The following is a 14,915-nucleotide window of genomic DNA, read 5'->3' on the forward strand; positions in this document are numbered from 1 at the left end:
CATAACGTGATGATATGACAAGCATCCTCCCATTGGAGCGATGCCGCGCTGCACCTATGTCGAAGGAAACGCCCCTTCTGACGGAGAATTTCGATGAGCAAGCTCAACACCACATCAACTCAACATCGCTATGAACTCGTGCGTGACGACGGCAGCGATTTCGTTGCGTATCAACGCCGCCGTGATGACGGCCTCTGGCATACGGTCGCAACGTGGATGATCCCGCGCGCCGTCTTCAACTAGACGGCCCGCGCTCGTCCTGGATACGCGCGTCGGAGGCGGACACCGCCAGCCGTCAACGGGATCGTCGGTGCAGTTGTCATTGACTGAGCATATTATCTGACTAAAGTCCGATAATGCTCGATCCCGTCTCCCGCGTCCGCCGCTTCAACCGTGCCGTGACCTCCGCTGTCGGCGCGCTCGACACATCCTTTCTCGGGCGCGGGCGACCGCTGGGTGCGGCGCGGGTTCTCAATGCGATCGGGCACGGACATTCCGATGTCGGCGAGCTTCGCGACTATCTCGGCCTTGATTCCGGGCTGATGAGCCGGCTCTTGCGCGGCCTGGAGGACGAGGGGCTGATCGGGACCCAAGCGCATGAGGACGATGCACGGCGGCGCGTCGCCAGCCTGACGCGCGCGGGCAAGCGCGAATTCGCGGCCTATGAGGCGATGTCGAACACGCAAGCCGAGAGCTTCCTCGCCCGCAATTCGCAAGTCGAGGCGCTGCTGGCGGCGATGGATCTGATCGCCTCGGCGCTGACGCGGGAGCGTATCGCGCTCGCGGAGATGGATCCGCAAAGCGAGGAGGCACGCTATTGTCTCGGGGAATATTACGCCGAGCTCGGCCGCCGCTTCAAACAGGGTTTCGACGTTTCGCTGTCGCGCGATCCCGACGCGAAGGACATGCGCCGCCCGCGCGGCAGTTTCATCGTTGCGACGTCGGACACGCTGCCGATCGGCTGCGTAGGCCTGAAGGGCACGGATCACGGCTACGCGGAGATCAAGCGTCTCTGGGTCGCGCCCTGCGCCCGCGGATTGGGGCTCGGCAAGCGCCTGATGAACGCGGCCGAGGACGCCGCACGCACGCTTCGCATCGCGCTGCTGCGATTGGACACCAACAGCGCGCTGCCCGAGGCCGGCCAGCTCTACCGCACCACCGGCTGGCGCGAGATCCCGCGCTTCAACGACGACCCGTACCCGGACCTGTTCTTCGAAAAACAGATCCGGGCATAGGTTCCGTTACGCCGCAACCGGGGCTGGCTCGGGCTGGCTTTGCGGCTTGGGGAACGGGCGGAACGTCATCGCCATCAGGAACGCGCCGAGACCCATCGCCCAGGAGCCGATATAGAGCCAGGCGTAGCTGGAGAACGCATCGTAGATCAGGCCGCCGGCGAGCGGACCGGTCGCCATGCCGAGACTGCCGGCCATCGCCGTGCCGCCGATCACGGTGCCCATCATCTTCAGCGGGAAGTTCTCGCGGATGATCACCGCATAGAGCGGCATGGTGCCGGCATAGATGAAGCCGAACACGGTCGCGACCATGTAGAAGGTCGTGAGCTGATGGGCGAAGACATAAGCGAGTGCGCCGAAGGATTGGGCGAAGAGGCCCGCGACCAGCACGCGCTTGGCGCCCAGACGATCGCCCATCAGGCCGAAGGCGATGCGGCCGCCAAGGCCGGACAATCCTTCGACGCTGTAGATCGTCACCGCGGAGATCAGCGGAATGCCGCAGCTCACGGCATAGCTGACGGTGTGGATGATCGGCCCCGAATGGGTGGCGCAGCAGAAGAAATTGGTGGCGATCAGGATCAGGAATTGCGGCGAGCGCAGCGCCTCGCCCACCGTCATCTCGGATTGCGGGCCGCCCGCCCCTGCCGCGCCGGCCGGCGGATGCGCGAGCGCTGGCGGACGGCGGACCAGCAGCGCGACCGGGATCATGATCACGGCAACCACCAGCGACACGATCTGCATCGCGGTGCGCCAGTCGTGATGGGACACCAGCCAGGCCGCGAGCGGCGCCATCGTCATCGGCGCGACGCCCATGCCGGCCGACACCAGCGAGACGGCGAGGCTGCGATGGGTGTCGAACCAGCCGGTCACGGTCGCCATCATCGGCGCGAAGATCGCCGCGCAGGAGGCGCCGACCAGCAGGCCGAACACGACCTGGAACACGACCAGCGAGGTCGCATGGCTCGCCGCGAACAGGCTGAGCGCCAGCACGGTCGATCCGGTCAGCACCACCGGCAGCGGCCCGAACCTGTCCGTCAGCGTTCCCCAGATCATGCTGCTGCAGGCCATCGCCAGAAAACCGATCGTCATCGCGCTGGAGATGCCGGTCACCGACCAGCCGGTCTCCCTGGCGATCGGCTGAAGGAACACCGGCAGCGAAAACATGCCGCCGATGGCGACACAGCCGAGCACGCCGCCGGCGGCGACGATCACCCAGCGATATCTGGACGCAGTCATTGAATGTCTCCCGTCAGGTCTGTCTCACGTGAAGACGAATGGAAACGGCGAAAGCAGACAGGCGTTGCGACACTTTTTTAGGCCAACTCCCTGCGCCCCGCGAACCAATGGCGAAAACAACCCCATGCACAGTAGCCGGACCTCACCGGATCAATGACTTAGGACGCGCATCGCGGACGACCCCGGGCCGCCGTGATTCCGGACCGCAATTTGACACGTCGGGCAAAACACCGGCATGATGGCATCATCCCGACATCGCGATTGCACAGCGCCTCCCGGCGCCCGCTCATGACCATCCGTCCCATCGTCCGCTATCCCGACCGCCGGCTCGCGACGCCGGCCCGCCCCGTCACCGCGTTTGACGACGGCTTGCGCGCGCTCGCGGCCGACCTGCTGGAGACGATGCGCGCCGCCCCCGGCATCGGGATCACGGCGCCGCATATCGGCGTGCCCCTGCGCGTCGTCGTGCTCGAGCTCGATGCGAAGGTCGGGCCGCAGACCTACGTCAATCCCGCGATCGAATGGGCCTCGCCGGAGATGATCCTGCATAGGGAAGGCAGCGTCTCGATGCCCGGCGTCAATGACGAGGTGCAGCGCCACGCCCGCGTGCGGATCAGCTATCAGGATCTCGACGGCATCTCGCACACCGAAGAGTCGGAGGCGTTGCGCGCCGTGTGCCATCAGCACGAGATCGACCAGCTCGACGGGATGTTCTGGATCCAGCGGCTGTCGCGGCTGAAGCGCGAGCGGCTGGTGAAGAAGTTCGAGAAGATGTCGCGGAACGCGTAGCGGTGGCGTGCCGCGGATCGGTTGCGCGATCACCAGGGCACGGGATGACCGCGCCAGTCGAAGAAGCCGCCGCTGGCCTCGCGCGTGAGCTGATCGACCACCGCAAGCAGATGGCGCGCCGCCGCCGGCGGCGAATGCGACTGCAACCCCGTCGCCGCGAAGGGATCGGTCAGCGGCGTGGCGACCGTGCCGGGATGCAACGCGATACAGAGCGCATCCGGAGATCTGCGCGCCAGCTCGACCGCAGCGGTGCGCACCAGCTGGTTGAGGGCGGCCTTGGAGGCCCGGTAGGAATACCAGCCGCCCAGCCTGTTATCGCCGATACTGCCGAGCCGGGCCGACAACGTTGCGAACACGGCCTTGCCCGAACGCGGCAACCGCGGCAGCAGATGCTTCATGATCAGCGCGGGCCCGATCGCGTTCAGCGCGAAGGATCGCGCCAGGTTGGCGGCATCGAGCTGGCGCAAGCTTTTCTCGGGGGCCTGGCGATCATCGTGCAGAAACCCCGTCGCATCGATCACGAGACGCAACTCGCCCCGCTCGGCGGCGAACACCGCGGCACGTTCGAGGCTGTCCTCGTCGAGGAGGTCGATCGACGGCTGCGTGCTGCGACTGAATGCGACCACCTCGGTGAAGCGGCCGGACGCCGCGATGGCCTCGCGCAAGGCCGACCCGATGCCGCCGCCGGCGCCGAACACGACGGCGACGCCGGCTTGCGGAAACGACGCCAGATCCATTGCGACGCCGGCAACCGGACCTTGAGAGACGAATGGCCCGCTCACGCGCTGTGGGCGCCTTTGCCGCCGGATGTGAGCCGCAAGGCGCGACCGAATTGACGGGAGATCAGGGGACGGACCGGCAGGAAGATCCGATAGCCGAACTCGAGGACAGCCAACGCGCCCGGCAGCGACGCGACACGTGCCGCCAAGCGCCATCGGGGCAGACGCGACCAGACCTCGACGAACGCCGCCGCGCCCGAGAGCAGGCGGCCATCGCCGGCACGAACGTGGAACCGTTGCATCGCGCGCTGCTGGGTCACCCCGTCCGGGACCGGCGCGCCGGGCTCGGAAACATCGACAAAACACAGGGCACCGTCCTGATCGGTGCGGCGGTAATATCCGATCTCAGCCCGGCACAGCGGGCAGGATCCGTCGAAATACACGGTCGATGGCGACGGCTCTGGCTTCATGCGGATTTCCCACCGATCGGAGTTGCCGGCCCGCGACCAGGAGGATGACGGCGGACATTCCACCATTCAGCACTGGCAAGGCACTCAGGAAACGTTGGTCTTCGCGGGTTGGATCAATCGCTGTCGCGGGCGGGATGACTGCAACTGAGACAATTGAACGGCCTTCTCTCCGCGGCCATCCTTCGAGGCGCCCGCCTTTGGCGGGCTCCTCAGGGGCAGCGGCGTCATTTCAGCGGCAGAAACAGCTCCGCGACCGTTTCATGCTCGGGCACCTCCGGGAAGAAGCTCAGCCGCTGGCAGTAGAGCGGGAAGTCGCGCGCCTCCTCGCCGCTGGCCGGAAGCCAGTCGCGATAGAGATAGAGCGCGGCCGGCTCGAGATTATCGGTGTAGCCGACCACGCGCAGCACGGCGCAGCGTCCGCCGGGGATCTCGCCGGCCTTGATCCCTTCGGCGTTCGCCGCGATCGGCTGGTCGGTGCCGACACAGAGGTCCGTGCTGTAATCGGCCGGTGACGCAGGGCTGCGTTCGGACCGCCAGACGGTGAAGGTCGGGCTCGTGCTGGGGTGCAGGCCGCGCGCCTTGCGCCAGGCGATGAAGCGCTGGATGGTGGCGCCAAGCGTCGCCGGGCTCCCCCGATGCTCCATGATCGCCACCTTCGTGGTCGGCACCTCGCGGATCGTCACGTCGTCACTGCTATAGTCTGTCTTCATGAGCTTGCTCCTGGCGGTATCGAGAGGCCCGAAGGCCGCAAGCCACGACTCCCAGTCCGGCGATTTCCGGAACGACGACGGCGATTGCCCGAACCGTTGCCGAAACGCGCGGGCGAAGGCATCGGGTGCGTCGTAACCGGCATCCATCGCGATCTCGGTGACATCGAGGGCATCCATATAGGCCAGCCGATAGGACGCGCGCTTCATGCGGGCGAGCTGGACATAGCGATGCACTGACAGGCCGAAGGTCGCCGTGAACTGCCGGTGGAAATGGAATTTCGAGAAGGCCGCAACGGCGCTCAAGGCTGCCAGGTCGAGATCAGCGTCGAGATGCCGGTCGATATGGTCCAGCACCCGCCGCATCCGCGCCTGATAGTTTTGCAAGGCCGCCGTCATCGTGCCTCCTCCGTGGCGGCTTGAGTTAGTCGCGGACGGGCCTCATGTGCTCGACCGATCTTGCGGTTTGGCGGTTCTTCGAGCTGACCAGCTTGGCGTCCTTCGTTGCATCGAGGGTGACCGTGGTCGAGAGCCTCAATGCTTCAGACTTACGTGTGAGAGCCTCCACGGCCGAGGCGGACCAATCCGTCGGATCAACGTCGCCGAATTCAGCCAGCGCCGCATCGTCCGCGGCTACATCACATCGGCTCGCAAGCCTCTCGGCCCGCGCCAACAGCGTAGCGAGCCCGTCCAGATCGGTTACCTTGAGCGGAATGAGCTGCTTGAGGATCATTGCAACTCACATGCATCCATATGTGCCCCTCCGCAAGGGGCCTCCTTGCGCGGACGTATATTTCTGGCTATATTACTGGAAATACCTTGGAACGTATCATGGGAAATTCGCAGAAGCGCGCCATCCAGAATTATCGCTCCCGCCTCGGCAAGCGCGGGTTGGCACGCTTCGAAGTGCTCGGACGGGATGCCGACCGCGATCTGATCCGTTCGTTCGCGCGACGTTTGTCGGAGGATACACCCGAGGCCGCGGAGCTTCGCGCGGCCGTGAGCAAGTCGATCGCGGGCGAACCGCCGACGCCCGGCGGCATCCTCGCCGCGTTGCGTCGCTCACCGCTCGTGGGAGCCGATCTCGATCTTTCCCGTCCCCGCGACAAGGGGCGCAAGGTCGACCTGTGACGCGCTACCTCCTCGACACCAACATCATCAGCAACGTCGTCAAACCGCGGCCATCGGAATCGCTGCTGTCCTGGATGTCGATGCAACGCGACGAGGATCTGTTCATCACGGCGTTGACCGTCGGCGAAATCCACCGCGGCATTCTGGAGAAGCCGCGCGGCAAGAAGCGCGACATCCTCGAAAAATGGTTTTCTGGGCCTGAAGGACCGCAGGCGCTTTTCGCCGGCCGCATCCTGTCCTTCGACGACAAGGCGGGACTGGTTTGGGCATGGCTGATGGCCGAAGGCAAAACGGGGGGCAAACCGCGAAGCGCGCTCGACATGATCATCGCCGCAGTGGCCGATGCGAACGACTGCGTCGTGGTGACGGATAACGAAAAGGACTTCGCCGGGATCAAGGTCTTCAATCCGGTGCGTGGGCCGGTCTGATGCGGCTCGTGGGATGACTGGATCGCAGCAATGCCCATCCTCCTCATTTGCACTCGCGATGGCCTTCGCTTCGCTACCTATCGCACGCGCGGCTCCCAAGCAGCAGACATCCCTGCTTATTGAATGCACTGTATTCAAATGCGTTGTTATCCTTTGTCACAAAACGCCAGCTGAACAATCAACCGAGGCACCGCGAATGAACGGCTTGAACAATCTGGAGTGCGTGACGCTGTTCGTCGATGACCTCGCGCGCACGAGGGCCTTCTACGACGCCGTGTTTGACGCCAGACCGATCTATTCCGATGCTGTGTGCAGCGTGATCGGGCTCGGTGGCGTGATGGTCAATTTGCTGCAGAAGAGCCAGGCGCCTCAGCTCGTGGAGCCGGTGGTGCCGGCAGCTTCAAGCACTGGGCCACGCATGCTCATGACCATTCGGGTCGCCGATGTCGATCAAGCCTGCGCCAAGCTCCGGCAAAACGGCGTCGAGCTGGTGAACGGCCCCACCGATCGTCCCTGGGGGCGTCGCACCGCCGCGTTCGCCGACCCGTCCGGTCATATGTGGGAGATCGCGCAGGAGATCCGGTCCTGAAACGTGATGAGATCTGGATGAATCGTTATCGCTGTAGGCTCTTGGTTTACGCATGATCATCCCGGAGAACCGCTTCGAGCTTTTTCGGATCATGCCTTGGCGCTGCAGCTCGTAGGGCGGATTAGCAGCGTAACCCGCCATCTATTCGCATGACGCGGTAGAGATGGTGGATTACGCCTTGCGGCTAGTCCACCCAACGCGCTTATATGTAATCATCTGCAAAATCGTCTTCTCTGGCCGAATACCTCACGCGGATTAAGTGTCACCGAACAGCGCGAGTATTGAGCACCTGCGGTGAGTTCGCAAGGCAGTACAACTCCGCGGCTCAAGCACGGCGCGTTTCGGTGCGTCCAAGTCTTGGAAAGGAAGAGTACGATGGGGAAATCTAGCTACTTAGGCAACTAACGCAATTTCCTTGGCCAACTTCTCAATCGTCCAAATTTCAAAAGGAACCTGTAGCAAGGCGCGAACCTCTGCCACCAAAATTGGATGCGCTACGCCGGCGCGGCTCCAATCTACTTTTTTGTCAAGCGAGACCAAAACTACCCGCTGATAGTTGCCTCCTTCCAGTTGAGCCTGGAGAAGGCCTATCAACAGATCGACCCATATATAGAAATCACCGTCTCCGTCGTCTCGAAATCCCGGAGGGGTCTTAGTCTTTTTCCTAAGAATACCGATATCATGAAATGGCGCGCGCGGCGCGTAAGATACCGACGCCTTCCGAGTCAGAACCTCCAAGAGCGATAAAGTTCTTCTAACTGTCGCCTCTTCATAGACGTGCCCATGCTCGTCGCTGAACTGATCAAGAAGACCCTCGATCTGCTCGACGTAATCCCCAAAATTCGAATCGACTTTTGCGAGTGAAGATTTGAAGCTCTCGAACTGCTTGCGCAATGTCGCAGCAACAGTGTCAACAACCTGCAACTGGTTGTTCCAGAACTCTTGTATGGCCTGCCCAGGAAGAATTAGCGGGGCTGTATGTCGCGACCCGAGATAATCGATTATGTCTGCGCTCTTCGTATGACTCGCAAGCCGCAGAAACACATTTGCATCTAGCCCAATGGCGGTCTCATCCAACGCGACCGTGGCTGGATCCGGCTTCATCGCCGAAACGAGCGCATTCAATGAATCGCACGCGACCTGTCGATCCAAAACACTTATCAGGCGCCGCTGTAGCTCTAATTGATCCATAGATCGCTCTACGGGTACCAAATCTTGCCGGCGGCTTTGGCTAGTTCCTTACCTAAAGCCTCGACTGCTGCGGCATCCCAATCCTGAATCCGCTTGAGGCGAGATCTCCATTCAGTTGGCACTGCGTGCGGAAGCATGTGTTGCTTGAATCCCTCCCAGTCCGCAGCCCCCTTCGGCCGTCGCTCCAAATCAGCGACGAATGTATTGCCGATCGTCGCACCCCAAAACGCACCATCTTCCTCGCTCATTCCCTCCCACTCGGCATTTGATCTAGGTCTCACAAAATGCAGCACACCAAAATTATCCGGCGTAATCGTCGCTGCAAGTACCGAACGCCTAAGGAAACCCAGAACTGCTTTATTGAAAGAACGCCTTTCCACCTGATTGACAAATTCTTCCTTGGAAGGATTGAGGTCCTTGAGGTCATCCACGAGTACAGTCCAGGTCTTCGCCTCATAGACCTTTCGCGCCGCTTCGCCGAAACGTCTCTCGACGTTACCGGTGCCCAAGTTTCCAACAACTATTCTCCGCACAACCAGTCGAAGGATATACTCCATACCTTCCAGCGGATCTTTTGTGTTCGCTACCGCAAGCAAGATTGGGCGCACAGCAATCACGCTTAGCGCGTTCAGCGCAGAAAAAACCTTGAGCGCCTCCAAATCAGCAGGCCCGGCCGAGGTCGGGTCAATCATCTGCAAATAGAGCGGCAGGTACCGCTTGAGCAGACGCACGAGCTCGTCAGGATTCGGAGGCTTCTTTCCTTGATGCTTCACTCGATTGGCGAGAAAGCCAAAAAGGTCTTTAGGGAGAATGTGGCCACTCTGAACCGTAACAGAGTGACGTATGTACTGAACAAACGTGCTAGACGAGTCCTGCAAGAATTGCCCTGAGATGCGTTGCCATTCACGGTAACGAGCTTTTCTTTGGGGCGGAGGTGTCTGGCTCAGAACGTAATTCTTGAGAAGATCAGCTGTCGTCAACTCCTTGCCACGAGTGTTGATCACTTCGTAAACTTGATAAGCTGACGACGGATCAGGATGAATGAACACAGCGAAATAAACTCTGTGAGTCAGAAATTCGGTCCACTTGCCGAGCCGCCTAAAGGGGTCGCTCGTTAGATCTTCTTGTAACTTCGTCTTCAAGAAATTGTAGGATTGCGCAAGGCGCCGCGAGACTGACCCCTCATCCCCTTCCTCATCGGAGACCTCTCCGGTCTCTAAAATCGCTTGGAAAGTTCTATTGTCGGATTCGTCCGAAAGCACGACGCGAGGATTCGTTTCGTCAGAATCGTAATCGATAGATTTCAGAAAGTCCGCGCGAATGCGATCGGCAAGCGCAGTTCGTCCTCGGGCGTGAGCCTCAAAGTAGATTGCGTTTGCGAGCAGGCTGAGGGTAATCAGACGCTGCTGACCATCAACAACGTGCTTTCTCCCGACCTCCTCGGTGAGAATCACAAGACCAAGAAAATAGGAGTCCGAGTCGAGGCCGTTACTCAGATCATTCCAGAACTCCTCTACTTCATCTTCTTCCCAAGAATACTCTCGCTGGAACTGCGGTACCTCAAAAATCGAGCCTGAGAGCAATGCTCCGGCAGTACTGGCGGACGCGTTGAGGGGGGTCTGCAATAGCGTGGTTCCCAAATCTGGCGAATATGATCCTCGCGCATCGATTGGGTGATTGCAGCGCGATAGATCCACATTCGGCGCAAAAGACTGAGATACTTCGGCGCTGAGCGCAAGCCCAAGTTACCAAAAGCAACCAGTTCTCGTGCCGCGCGCACCTAGCCCCGGCCCAGCGATTTGGCTTGGTGCTACTCCCACTCAATCGTCCCCGGCGGCTTGCTGGTCACGTCATACACCACCCGGTTCACGCCCTTCACCTCGTTGATGATGCGCGTCGCGGTCTCGCCGAGGAACTTCATGTCGAACTGGTAGAAGTCCGCGGTCATGCCGTCGGTGGAGGTGACGGCGCGCAGGCCGACCACATAATCGTACGTGCGGCCGTCGCCCATGACGCCGACCGTCTTGACCGGGAGCAGCACGGCGAAGGCCTGCCAGATGTCGTCGTAGAGGCCGTGCTTGCGGATCTGGTCGATGTAGACGGCGTCGGCCCGGCGCAGGATGTCGAGCTTGTCCTTGGTGATCTCGCCGGGGCAGCGGATGGCGAGGCCGGGGCCCGGGAACGGATGGCGGCCGACGAAGATTTCGGGCAGGCCGAGCTCGCGCCCGAGCTTGCGGACCTCGTCCTTGAACAGCTCGCGCAGGGGCTCGACGAGCTTCATGTTCATGCGTTCGGGCAGCCCGCCGACATTGTGGTGCGACTTGATGGTGACCGAGGGGCCGCCGGTGAAGGAGACGCTCTCGATCACATCAGGATAGAGCGTGCCTTGCGCGAGGAAATCGGCGCCGCCAATCTTCTTCGCCTCCTTTTCGAACACCTCGATGAAGAGGCGGCCGATGGTCTTGCGCTTGGTTTCGGGATCGGTGACGCCTGCGAGCTCGCCCAGGAATTGCCTGGACGCATCCACGTGCACGAGCGGGATGTTGTAGTGGTGGCGGAACAGGTCGACGACCTGCTCGGCCTCGTTGAGGCGCATCAATCCGTGATCGACGAACACGCAGGTGAGCTGGTCGCCGATGGCTTCGTGGATCAGCACGGCAGCAACGGCCGAGTCCACGCCGCCAGAGAGGCCGCAGATCACCTTGCCCTTGCCGACCTGCGCGCGGATCTTGGCGATCTCCTCCTCGCGGAAGGCGCGCATGGTCCAGTCGCCGGACAGGCCGGCGATCTTGCGGACGAAATTGCGGATCAGTTTTGCGCCGTCGGGCGTGTGCACCACTTCGGGATGGAACATCAGGCCGTAATATTTGCGCGTCTCGTCCTGGATGATCGCGAAGGGCGCGTTCGGCGAGGTGCCGGCCACGGAGAAGCCCGGCGGCATTTTCGTGATGCGGTCGCCATGGCTCATCCAGACCTGGTTCTTGCTGCCTGACGACCAGACGTCCTCGAACAGCTTGCTCTCGGCCTTGACCTCGACATCGGCGCGGCCGAATTCGCGGTGATGGCCGCCCTCGACGGTGCCCCCTAACTGCTCGGCCATGGTCATCTGGCCGTAGCAGATGCCCATCACGGGCACGCCGGAGGCGAAGATCAATTGCGGCGCGCGGGGGGAGCCTGCCTCATGCACCGACTCGGGGCCGCCGGAGAGAATCACCGCTTTCGGCTTCATCTCCTTGAAGGCCTCTTCGGCCTTGTTGAACGGGACGATCTCGCAATAGACGCCGTCCTCGCGCACGCGACGCGCGATCAGCTGCGTCACCTGGCTGCCGAAGTCGACGATGAGAATCTTGTCGTGCGCCGAGGCCACCGAGGGCGTCGACGCGGAGCGGTCGTTCTGTGCTGCTGTCATGGCAAGCCAATACGCGATGAGCCCCTGGCCCGCAACCGCGCGAGGGCGCGCGCCCACATGCTTCTTTGAGCATGGACAAATGGATATAGGTAAGTATTATTGACCTAATTGCCCCGCCTACGCAATGGGGCCGATCAGGGAGAACGCCATGTCGAGACTTCATCAGCCATCAACGCTTGCCGCGCTCGGCCGCACCTGGGTCGAGGCCTGGAACGCGCGCGATCTCGAGCGCGTGCTGACGCTCTACGACGACGCCACCGTGATGACCTCGGATCGCATCCCCGCGATGGGGTTCGACGCCAGCGGCACCGTGCGCGGCAAGGATGCGTTGCGGGCCTATTGGGGCAAGGCGCTCGCCCTGCTGCCGGAGCTGCACTTCACGTTGATCGGCGTGTTCGTCAGCCCCGACAGCGTCGTGGTGTTTTACGAGAACGAGCGGGGCAAGAAGATCTGCGAATATCTGCGGGTGAATGATGCCGGGCTGATCGTGCAGGGATCGGCGAACCATCTGCCGCATTGAGCGCTGGCCTCTCCCCGTCATTGCGAGCGAAGCGAAGCAATCCAGAATCTTTCCGCGGATGCAGTCCTGGATTGCTTCGCTTCGCTCGCAATGACGGAGACTGTTGGACGAGCCTGGGCTAACACTGCGCCCGCCGGCGCTGAAACAGGACCCTCCCCATGAAACTCCCCACCTCGGCTTTCACCGTCACCGACTGGAGCAAGGTCGAGGCGACCACGCATCCTGGCGAAACCGGCGAAGCCAAATGGCGCACGCTCAATATCGGCGATCTCCGCGTGCGGATGGTGGAGTACTCGCCGGGCTATCTGGCCGATCACTGGTGCGATCGCGGCCACGTGCTCTACGTGCTCGCAGGCGAGCTCGACAGCGAGCTGCGCGACGGGCGCAAGTTCAAGCTGACGCCCGGCATGAGCTACCAGGTGTCGGATTTCGGCGACGCCGCGCATCGCTCGTCGACGGCTTTGGGCGCGACGCTCTTCATCGTCGATTGATGGAACTATCCTTCAAGGTGTGCAGCGCAAAATAGCAAAGTATCGGTGGCTCGCCGCGAGCGCGCGCCGCCTTGAAGTCGCCCAAAAAAATCGCTAGATTGTGAACATCGATCCTTGGCCGAACGACTGGGCCGCTCCGTCTCATTTCCAATGGGCGAGCACGTTTCAGGTATTTCTCCAAAATCGACCAATCGGGACGTGGGCGCGAATATCGCGCATTTGTCCTCCTGAGTGCATCGTCAATTGAAAGGAAATGACTATGGCAATGGGCACCGTGAAGTGGTTCAACAACCAAAAGGGCTTTGGCTTCATCCAGCCGGATGACGGCGCAAAGGACGTCTTCGTTCACATCAGCGCCGTCGAGCGCGCCGGTCTGTCGACCCTCAACGAGGGCCAGAAGGTCTCCTTCGACATCGTTGCGGACCGCCGCAGCGGCAAGTCCTCGGCCGACAACCTCCGCGCCGGCTAGCAGCCCCGACATTCGCGATCTGACCACGGACGTACCGGCAGATCGTTGAGTTCGAAAGACCCCGCGACCGGAATCCGGTTCGCGGGGTTTTTGTTTGCGCTGTCAGACGCGCGGTGCCGTAGGGTGGGCAAAGCGCAGCGTGCCCACCAATTCATCGTGACGTGAGAGATGGTGGGCACGGCGCAAGAGCGCCCTTGCCCACCCTACGAGACCTTTTTCAAAACCGAGACGAAGAACCCATCTGTGCCGGTGCGGCGCGGGGTCATCAGCCAGCCCTCGGGCGATTGCAGCGCGGCGTCGGCAAACGCCTCGGCCTTGTCCCAGAGCACGCTTGCGGTCTCATCCGGCGGCACAATCGAAAACTCCGGATGCTTCGCGACGAAGGCCCTCACCTGCTCGCCATTCTCCTCGACCAGCACCGAGCAGGTGATGTAGGCGATGCGGCCCCCCTGCTTCACCAGCGGAACCGCCCGCGCGAGCACCTCGGCCTGGTCCTTCAGGCGGATCTCGAGCGCGCCGGGGCGCATGCGCCATTTGGCATCCGGGTTGCGGCGCCAGGTTCCGGTTCCGGTGCAGGGCGCGTCGATCACGACGAGATCGGCGGACGCGTGGATATCCGTGAGCGTATCGGTCTCGCCCTTGGGCGTGCGCACGTCGGCATTGTGTACGCCGGCGCGCGACAGGCGTTCGTGGATCGGGGCGAGCTGGCGCTTGTCGCTGTCGGTCGCGATCAGCCGGCCCTTGCCCTGCATCATGGCCGCCAGCGCGAGTGTCTTGCCGCCGGCACCGGCGCAGAGATCGATCACCTGCTCGCCGGGTTTTGCCGCGGTGAACAGCGCCGCAAGCTGCGATCCTTCATCCTGCACTTCAACGCTGCCCTTGATGAAATCCTCTTCGGCCTGGATGCCGGGGTTGCGTGCATCGGCCGAAAGCTCGATGCGCAGGCCATTTGGCGACCAATGCGTCGGTTTCGCATGAAGATGAGCAAGTGCCTTCAGCACCTTGTCGCGATTGGATTTTAACGTGTTGACGCGCAGGTCGAGCGGCGCCCGGCTCGCCATCGCCGCCGCCTCCGCGGCGCGGTCCTCTCCGAACACCTTGGCGAGATGAGAATCCAGCCATTCCGGATAGTCGCCGGCAACAGCGGCGGGTGCATCCTTCAGGGAGCGATGATCGAGCGCGGCCTGCTCGGCCTCCGTCAGCGGCTCGGGGGCGAAGCGGCTGCCGTCGAACAGGGCGGCGATGGTCGCGGTGTCCATGTTCCGCTCGAGGCGGAGCATGCCGATCAGGCGCGCGCGTGCCGTATCCGACTCCATCAAATACGCGCTCGAGGCATAACGGCGCAGCACGTCCCAGACGAGGCCGGCAATCGCGGCACGGTCGCCGGAGCCGGCGAAGCGGTGCGCGGTGCCCCACTCCTTCAGCGCCTTGGCGGCGGGCACGCGGTCCTTCTCGATGGTGTCGATCAGTTCGATGGCTGCGGACAGCCGGGCAGCGGGAGTCATTTGAATCTTTCAGATCAGGATTGGCGAGC

18 protein-coding genes are annotated in these 14,915 nt (G+C 62.2%); 9 read left to right on the forward strand and 9 right to left on the reverse strand.

Annotated features, from left to right (window positions below; translation table 11 throughout):
- Positions 1-93: 93 nt before the first annotated feature.
- Both JQ621_RS04930 and JQ621_RS04935 read left to right on the forward strand, forming a co-directional pair.
- Positions 94-243, forward strand: coding sequence for a hypothetical protein (locus JQ621_RS04930; protein WP_212233265.1), 150 nt, complete (start codon positions 94-96; stop codon positions 241-243).
- 113 nt (positions 244-356) lie between these two features.
- Positions 357-1,235: a bifunctional helix-turn-helix transcriptional regulator/GNAT family N-acetyltransferase gene (locus JQ621_RS04935; protein WP_212233266.1), complete on the forward strand. Its 879-nt coding sequence runs from the start codon at positions 357-359 to the stop codon at positions 1,233-1,235.
- 6 nt (positions 1,236-1,241) lie between these two features.
- Here JQ621_RS04935 and JQ621_RS04940 read toward each other — a convergent pair whose 3' ends face one another.
- Positions 1,242-2,468, reverse strand: a complete 1,227-nt coding sequence (locus JQ621_RS04940; protein WP_212233267.1) for an MFS transporter — start codon at positions 2,466-2,468, stop codon at positions 1,242-1,244.
- A gap of 288 nt (positions 2,469-2,756) precedes the next feature.
- Here JQ621_RS04940 and JQ621_RS04945 point away from each other — a divergent pair, with 288 nt between their 5' ends.
- Positions 2,757-3,257, forward strand: a complete 501-nt coding sequence (locus tag JQ621_RS04945; protein ID WP_212233268.1) for a peptide deformylase — start codon at positions 2,757-2,759, stop codon at positions 3,255-3,257.
- Positions 3,258-3,286: 29 nt separating this feature from the next.
- Here the strand turns inward: JQ621_RS04945 and JQ621_RS04950 are convergent, their stop codons facing one another.
- The 4 genes from JQ621_RS04950 to JQ621_RS04965 all read right to left on the reverse strand — a co-directional run bounded on the left by JQ621_RS04950 (position 3,287) and on the right by JQ621_RS04965 (position 5,886).
- Entirely contained in the window at positions 3,287-3,994 is a 708-nt protein-coding gene (locus JQ621_RS04950; protein WP_212233804.1) for an SDR family NAD(P)-dependent oxidoreductase, read from the reverse strand.
- 41 nt (positions 3,995-4,035) lie between these two features.
- On the reverse strand, positions 4,036-4,446 hold the full coding sequence (locus JQ621_RS04955; protein WP_212233269.1) for a thiol-disulfide oxidoreductase DCC family protein: 411 nt from the start codon (positions 4,444-4,446) through the stop codon (positions 4,036-4,038).
- Between the two features lie 224 nt (positions 4,447-4,670).
- Entirely contained in the window at positions 4,671-5,552 is an 882-nt protein-coding gene (locus JQ621_RS04960; protein ID WP_212233270.1) for an AraC family transcriptional regulator, read from the reverse strand.
- 25 nt (positions 5,553-5,577) lie between these two features.
- Positions 5,578-5,886, reverse strand: a complete 309-nt coding sequence (locus JQ621_RS04965; RefSeq protein ID WP_212233271.1) for a hypothetical protein — start codon at positions 5,884-5,886, stop codon at positions 5,578-5,580.
- Between the two features lie 98 nt (positions 5,887-5,984).
- Here JQ621_RS04965 and JQ621_RS04970 point away from each other — a divergent pair, with 98 nt between their 5' ends.
- From JQ621_RS04970 to JQ621_RS04980, 3 genes are all read left to right on the forward strand, one after another.
- Complete coding sequence (locus JQ621_RS04970) at positions 5,985-6,284, forward strand: hypothetical protein (protein WP_212233272.1); 300 nt, start codon at positions 5,985-5,987, stop codon at positions 6,282-6,284.
- Positions 6,281-6,712 (forward strand): type II toxin-antitoxin system VapC family toxin, encoded by a 432-nt coding sequence (locus JQ621_RS04975; RefSeq protein WP_212233273.1) that lies wholly within the window; start codon positions 6,281-6,283, stop codon positions 6,710-6,712. The genes JQ621_RS04970 and JQ621_RS04975 overlap by 4 nt, the downstream gene beginning before the upstream one ends.
- Positions 6,713-6,908: 196 nt before the next feature.
- Complete coding sequence (locus JQ621_RS04980; protein WP_212233274.1) at positions 6,909-7,301, forward strand: VOC family protein; 393 nt, start codon at positions 6,909-6,911, stop codon at positions 7,299-7,301.
- Positions 7,302-7,694: 393 nt separating this feature from the next.
- Here JQ621_RS04980 and JQ621_RS04985 read toward each other — a convergent pair whose 3' ends face one another.
- The 3 genes from JQ621_RS04985 to guaA all read right to left on the reverse strand — a co-directional run bounded on the left by JQ621_RS04985 (position 7,695) and on the right by guaA (position 11,901).
- A complete protein-coding gene (locus JQ621_RS04985) occupies positions 7,695-8,492 on the reverse strand; it encodes a hypothetical protein (protein ID WP_212233275.1) in 798 nt (265 codons plus the stop codon).
- An 8-nt stretch (positions 8,493-8,500) separates the two neighbouring features.
- Positions 8,501-10,117: a DUF262 domain-containing protein gene (locus JQ621_RS04990; RefSeq protein ID WP_212233276.1), complete on the reverse strand. Its 1,617-nt coding sequence runs from the start codon at positions 10,115-10,117 to the stop codon at positions 8,501-8,503.
- A 185-nt stretch (positions 10,118-10,302) separates the two neighbouring features.
- Positions 10,303-11,901 carry a glutamine-hydrolyzing GMP synthase gene (gene guaA / locus JQ621_RS04995; RefSeq protein WP_212233277.1) on the reverse strand — a complete coding sequence of 533 codons (1,599 nt, stop codon included), beginning with the start codon at positions 11,899-11,901 and terminating at the stop codon, positions 10,303-10,305.
- A 148-nt stretch (positions 11,902-12,049) separates the two neighbouring features.
- Between guaA and JQ621_RS05000 the strand changes: the two genes are divergently transcribed.
- The 3 genes from JQ621_RS05000 to JQ621_RS05010 all read left to right on the forward strand — a co-directional run bounded on the left by JQ621_RS05000 (position 12,050) and on the right by JQ621_RS05010 (position 13,381).
- Positions 12,050-12,421, forward strand: a complete 372-nt coding sequence (locus JQ621_RS05000) for a nuclear transport factor 2 family protein (RefSeq protein WP_212233278.1) — start codon at positions 12,050-12,052, stop codon at positions 12,419-12,421.
- 158 nt (positions 12,422-12,579) lie between these two features.
- Positions 12,580-12,912, forward strand: coding sequence for a DHCW motif cupin fold protein (locus tag JQ621_RS05005; RefSeq protein WP_212233279.1), 333 nt, complete (start codon positions 12,580-12,582; stop codon positions 12,910-12,912).
- 259 nt (positions 12,913-13,171) lie between these two features.
- Positions 13,172-13,381: a cold-shock protein gene (locus JQ621_RS05010; protein ID WP_027532363.1), complete on the forward strand. Its 210-nt coding sequence runs from the start codon at positions 13,172-13,174 to the stop codon at positions 13,379-13,381.
- Positions 13,382-13,584: 203 nt separating this feature from the next.
- On the opposite strand, the gene JQ621_RS05015 is transcribed toward JQ621_RS05010, so the two are convergent.
- Positions 13,585-14,886 carry an RsmB/NOP family class I SAM-dependent RNA methyltransferase gene (locus tag JQ621_RS05015; protein ID WP_212233280.1) on the reverse strand — a complete coding sequence of 434 codons (1,302 nt, stop codon included), beginning with the start codon at positions 14,884-14,886 and terminating at the stop codon, positions 13,585-13,587.
- Between the last annotated feature and the right edge of the window lie 29 nt (positions 14,887-14,915).

The organism is Bradyrhizobium manausense (genome assembly GCF_018129685.1).
Lineage (GTDB): Bacteria > Pseudomonadota > Alphaproteobacteria > Rhizobiales > Xanthobacteraceae > Bradyrhizobium > Bradyrhizobium manausense_D.

Bases quoted from the DNA above. Each gene is read 5' to 3' on its own strand.
- JQ621_RS04930 (WP_212233265.1), top strand. From the start codon at position 94: ATGAGCAAGCTCAACACCACATCAACTCAACATCGCTATGAACTCGTG.
- JQ621_RS04935 (WP_212233266.1), top strand. From the start codon at position 357: ATGCTCGATCCCGTCTCCCGCGTCCGCCGCTTCAACCGTGCCGTGACC.
- JQ621_RS04940 (WP_212233267.1), bottom strand. From the start codon at position 2,468: ATGACTGCGTCCAGATATCGCTGGGTGATCGTCGCCGCCGGCGGCGTG.
- JQ621_RS04945 (WP_212233268.1), top strand. From the start codon at position 2,757: ATGACCATCCGTCCCATCGTCCGCTATCCCGACCGCCGGCTCGCGACG.
- JQ621_RS04950 (WP_212233804.1), bottom strand. From the start codon at position 3,994: ATGGATCTGGCGTCGTTTCCGCAAGCCGGCGTCGCCGTCGTGTTCGGC.
- JQ621_RS04955 (WP_212233269.1), bottom strand. From the start codon at position 4,446: ATGAAGCCAGAGCCGTCGCCATCGACCGTGTATTTCGACGGATCCTGC.
- JQ621_RS04960 (WP_212233270.1), bottom strand. From the start codon at position 5,552: ATGACGGCGGCCTTGCAAAACTATCAGGCGCGGATGCGGCGGGTGCTG.
- JQ621_RS04965 (WP_212233271.1), bottom strand. From the start codon at position 5,886: ATGATCCTCAAGCAGCTCATTCCGCTCAAGGTAACCGATCTGGACGGG.
- JQ621_RS04970 (WP_212233272.1), top strand. From the start codon at position 5,985: ATGGGAAATTCGCAGAAGCGCGCCATCCAGAATTATCGCTCCCGCCTC.
- JQ621_RS04980 (WP_212233274.1), top strand. From the start codon at position 6,909: ATGAACGGCTTGAACAATCTGGAGTGCGTGACGCTGTTCGTCGATGAC.
- JQ621_RS04985 (WP_212233275.1), bottom strand. From the start codon at position 8,492: ATGGATCAATTAGAGCTACAGCGGCGCCTGATAAGTGTTTTGGATCGA.
- guaA (WP_212233277.1), bottom strand. From the start codon at position 11,901: ATGACAGCAGCACAGAACGACCGCTCCGCGTCGACGCCCTCGGTGGCC.
- JQ621_RS05000 (WP_212233278.1), top strand. From the start codon at position 12,050: ATGTCGAGACTTCATCAGCCATCAACGCTTGCCGCGCTCGGCCGCACC.
- JQ621_RS05005 (WP_212233279.1), top strand. From the start codon at position 12,580: ATGAAACTCCCCACCTCGGCTTTCACCGTCACCGACTGGAGCAAGGTC.
- JQ621_RS05010 (WP_027532363.1), top strand. From the start codon at position 13,172: ATGGCAATGGGCACCGTGAAGTGGTTCAACAACCAAAAGGGCTTTGGC.
- JQ621_RS05015 (WP_212233280.1), bottom strand. From the start codon at position 14,886: ATGACTCCCGCTGCCCGGCTGTCCGCAGCCATCGAACTGATCGACACC.